This window comes from Vibrio sp. 10N.222.52.C3 (assembly GCF_041474195.1).
GTDB lineage: Bacteria > Pseudomonadota > Gammaproteobacteria > Enterobacterales > Vibrionaceae > Vibrio > Vibrio crassostreae_C.
The window spans coordinates 1-4,881 of record NZ_JBFRTQ010000178.1 but is presented as its reverse complement, the minus strand read 5'-3'; the positions used below and the strand labels follow the sequence as shown (position 1 = coordinate 4,881).

The following is a 4,881-nucleotide window of genomic DNA, read 5'->3' as shown; positions in this document are numbered from 1 at the left end:
CTCCATTTCTATGCTGTTTATGTGGTCTTTAGTATGTTTTTTGTTTTAGATCTTTAAATTGTCATGTTTTCTCTTGGTATTTATCGATTGCGTTTTGTTGCTGATATTTTTATCACTCTATGGTTGGCTAAAATGAGGGGTGAAAATTAGAAAATCGTAATATTCGAGCTAAATGCGTATGAAAGTTGAACTTTTGGAGCTTTGAGGGGGTAAATTGAATTAGTCCTTACAAATGTTTAATTTCTTTTGAGTTAAATGTTGACACGTATCACGCAGATCACTAAAATACCGCCAATTTGTCTAATTTCCATAAACACGCAGTTTTTGGTGTTGCAGGAAGGTAGATTTGCAAATTAAATCAATTTTAATGCATTTTTATTTCTGGAGGTTGTCTTGAAGAAGTCAGCACTACTCGTCCTAGAAGATGGGACAGTATTTCACGGTGAAGCCATTGGCGCTGTAGGTTCTGCAGTTGGTGAAGTCGTTTTTAATACCTCGATGACGGGGTACCAAGAAATCCTCACTGATCCTTCCTATTCTCAACAAATCGTTACCCTTACTTACCCTCACATTGGCAATACCGGAACCAATTCCGAAGACGAAGAATCTTCTTCAATCCACGCTCAAGGCCTTGTGATTCGCGATCTCCCTCTAATCGCTTCTAACTTCCGTAATGAACAATCCCTTTCTGATTACCTTAAGTCGCAAAACGTTGTTGGTATCGCTGATATCGATACTCGTAAGCTGACGCGTATTCTTCGTGAAAAAGGCGCACAGAACGGTTGTATCGTAGCTGGCTCTTCAGTAAACGATGGAAACCTAGACGAAGCTCTAGCTCTTGCTAAAGCAAAAGAATTCCCTGGCCTGAAAGGTATGGACCTTGCGAAAGAAGTTACAACAAAAGAAGCGTATCAATGGAAACAAGGTTCGTGGACGCTTACGGGTGGACTTCCTGAAGCGAAAGCAGACTCAGAATTGCCATACCACGTTGTTGCTTATGACTTCGGTGCAAAACGAAACATCCTACGAATGCTTGTTGACCGCGGCTGCCGCCTAACGGTTGTTCCTGCTGAGACTTCAGCTGAAGAAGTACTTGCTCTGAACCCAGACGGTGTTTTCCTTTCAAACGGCCCTGGTGACCCAGAACCATGTACTTACGCAATTGAAGCGACAAAAGTGTTCCTAGAAAAAGGCTTACCAATCTTCGGTATCTGTCTAGGTCACCAGATTCTTGCTCTTGCGTCAGGCGCTAAGACAGTGAAGATGAAGTTTGGTCACCACGGTGCAAACCACCCGGTTAAAGATTTAGATCGTGATGTTGTGATGATTACTTCGCAAAACCACGGCTTTGCTGCTGACGAAGAAACCCTTCCAGAGACACTACGTGCAACGCACAAATCACTATTTGATGGTTCTCTACAAGGTATTCACCGTACAGACAAACCAGCATTCAGCTTCCAAGGTCACCCTGAAGCGAGCCCAGGTCCAGAAGACGCAGCGCCGTTATTCGACCACTTTATTGAACTAATCAAACAGCACACAGCGTAATTCGGAGTAGTAGACAATGCCAAAACGTACTGACATTAAAAGTATTCTTATTCTAGGTGCTGGCCCGATCGTTATCGGCCAAGCATGTGAGTTCGATTACTCTGGTGCTCAAGCTTGTAAAGCGCTTCGCGAAGAAGGTTACCGAGTTATTCTTGTGAACTCGAACCCAGCGACAATCATGACTGACCCAGATATGGCAGATGCAACTTACATCGAGCCTATCCAATGGGAAGTTGTGCGTAACATCATCGCTAAAGAGAAGCCTGATGCAGTTCTACCTACTATGGGTGGCCAAACTGCATTGAACTGTGCTCTAGACCTAGAAAAGCACGGCGTTCTTGAAGAGTTCGGTGTTGAAATGATTGGTGCAACGGCTGACGCTATCGATAAAGCAGAAGACCGTTCACGCTTCGATAAAGCAATGAAAGCAATTGGCCTTGAGTGTCCAACTGCTGATACAGCGAAAACGATGGAAGAAGCTTACAAAGTTTTAGACATGGTTGGCTTCCCTTGTATCATTCGTCCATCGTTCACGATGGGTGGTACTGGTGGCGGTATCGCTTACAACAAAGAAGAATTTGAAGAAATCTGTCGTCGTGGTTTGGATCTATCTCCAACTAATGAACTTCTTATCGATGAATCACTTATCGGTTGGAAAGAGTACGAGATGGAAGTGGTTCGTGACAAAAACGACAACTGCATCATCGTATGTGCGATTGAAAACTTCGACCCAATGGGTATTCACACAGGTGACTCAATCACTGTGGCTCCAGCTCAAACGCTGACAGATAAAGAATACCAACTAATGCGTAACGCATCTCTAGCAGTACTGCGTGAGATTGGTGTTGAAACAGGTGGTTCAAACGTACAGTTTGGTATCAACCCGAAAGATGGCCGTATGGTTATCATCGAAATGAACCCACGTGTATCTCGCTCTTCTGCACTAGCATCTAAAGCAACAGGTTTCCCAATCGCTAAGATTGCAGCGAAACTGGCTGTTGGTTTCACGCTAGACGAGCTAATGAATGACATCACTGGCGGCGCAACTCCAGCATCATTCGAACCAACAATCGACTACGTAGTAACTAAGATTCCTCGTTTTAACTTCGAGAAGTTTGCAGGTGCTAACGACCGCCTAACGACGCAAATGAAGTCGGTTGGTGAAGTTATGGCTATCGGCCGTAACCAACAAGAATCTCTACAAAAAGCACTTCGCGGCCTAGAAGTTGGCGCGACTGGTTTTGACGAAATGGTAGACCTAGACGCACCAGATGCTCTAACGACTATCCGTCACGAACTTAAAGAAGCTGGCGCAGAGCGTATTTGGTACATCGCTGACGCATTCCGTGCTGGTATGTCGGTAGATGGTGTATTCAACCTAACGCAAATCGACCGTTGGTTCCTAGTTCAAATCGAAGACATCGTTAAGCTAGAGCAAGAACTTAAAGCGAAAGGCTTTGCTGGTCTAAATAAAGACGAGCTAAACAAGCTTAAGCGTAAAGGTTTTGCTGATGCGCGCCTATCTAAGATTCTAGGTGTAGCGGAAAGCGAAATCCGTCGTCTACGTGACCAATACGATATCCACCCGGTATACAAGCGTGTAGATACGTGTGCAGCTGAGTTCTCTTCAGATACGGCTTACATGTACTCATCTTACGATGACGAGTGTGAAGCAAACCCAACAGACAAAGAAAAAATCATGATTCTAGGCGGCGGTCCAAACCGTATCGGCCAAGGCATTGAATTTGACTACTGTTGTGTACACGCATCACTAGCGCTACGTGAAGATGGCTACGAAACTATCATGGTTAACTGTAACCCTGAGACAGTTTCTACAGACTACGATACGTCTGACCGTCTGTACTTCGAACCAGTAACTCTGGAAGACGTACTAGCAATCGCTCGTGTTGAGAAGCCAAAAGGCGTTATCGTTCAGTACGGTGGTCAAACGCCACTTAAACTGGCACGTGCTCTTGAAGCTGCTGGCGTACCAATCATCGGTACTAGCCCAGACGCAATCGACCGTGCAGAAGACCGTGAGCGTTTCCAAGTTGCTGTAGACCGTCTAGGCCTACTTCAACCAGAAAACGCGACAGTAACAACAATGGAGCAAGCGGTAGAGAAATCTCGTGAAATCGGCTTCCCACTTGTTGTACGTCCTTCTTACGTACTTGGTGGTCGTGCGATGGAAATCGTATACGACGAGCAAGACCTACGTCGCTACTTCAACGAAGCAGTTAGCGTATCAAACGAATCTCCAGTACTACTTGATAGCTTCCTAGATGACGCTGTTGAAGTAGACGTAGATGCGATTTGTGACGGTGAGCGCGTTGTAATCGGCGGTATTATGGAGCACATCGAGCAAGCGGGTGTTCACTCTGGTGACTCAGCATGTTCTCTTCCTGCATACACGCTAAGCCAAGAAATCCAAGACGTAATGCGCGAGCAAGTTGAAAAGCTAGCGTTCGAGTTGGGTGTTCGTGGTCTGATGAACACGCAGTTTGCTGTTAAGAACAATGAAGTGTACCTAATCGAGGTTAACCCTCGTGCAGCACGTACGGTTCCATTCGTATCTAAAGCAACTGGTGCGCCAATCGCTAAGATTGCCGCTCGTGTAATGGCGGGTCAATCTCTACAGTCTCAAGGCTTTACGAAAGAAATCATCCCACCTTACTACTCAGTGAAAGAAGTTGTACTTCCATTCAACAAGTTCCCTGGTGTTGACCCACTGTTAGGCCCAGAAATGCGCTCTACTGGTGAAGTTATGGGTGTTGGTGCGACGTTCGCAGAAGCATACTCTAAAGCTGAATTGGGTTGTGGTAACATCTACCCAGAAGGCGGTCGTGCACTTCTTTCTGTTCGCGAAGGCGACAAAGAGCGTGTTGTTGACCTAGCATCTAAACTATCTAAGCTTGGTTACCAGCTAGACGCAACTCACGGTACTGCGGTTATCCTTGGCGAAGCGGGCATCAACCCACGTCTAGTAAACAAGGTACACGAAGGTCGTCCTCACATTCTTGACCGTATCAAGAACAACGAGTACACGTACATCGTGAACACTGCAGCTGGCCGTCAAGCGATTGAAGATTCTAAAGTTCTTCGTCGTGGTGCACTTGCTGAGAAAGTTAACTACACGACTACGCTAAACGCTGCATTCGCGACTTGTATGGCGCACACTGCAGACGCGAAAACGTCAGTAACTTCAGTTCAAGAGCTACACGCTCAGGTTAAAGCTTCTCAAGCTTAATCGCCTAAAGTGTATCGCTGATAAGCGGATATAAATGCTCAAAGCCCACTCTTCGGAGTGGGCTTTTTTATGGTGCGCCGAGCATG

The 4,881-nt window shown here is 45.8% G+C and carries 2 protein-coding genes; both read left to right on the top strand.

Annotation, left to right across the window (positions count from 1 at the left end):
• Positions 1-393 precede the first annotated feature (393 nt).
• Complete coding sequence (gene carA, locus AB4517_RS21350; protein WP_010434758.1) at positions 394-1,548, top strand: glutamine-hydrolyzing carbamoyl-phosphate synthase small subunit; 1,155 nt, start codon at positions 394-396, stop codon at positions 1,546-1,548.
• A 16-nt stretch (positions 1,549-1,564) separates the two neighbouring features.
• The gene (gene carB, locus AB4517_RS21345; protein WP_372083354.1) at positions 1,565-4,795 is read left to right on the top strand and encodes a carbamoyl-phosphate synthase large subunit; all 3,231 of its coding nucleotides are present in this window, start codon (positions 1,565-1,567) and stop codon (positions 4,793-4,795) included.
• The last annotated feature ends 86 nt before the right edge of the window (positions 4,796-4,881 follow it).

Coding starts and splice junctions, on each gene's coding strand:
- carB (WP_372083354.1), top strand. CDS start 1,565: ATGCCAAAACGTACTGACATTAAAAGTATTCTTATTCTAGGTGCTGGC.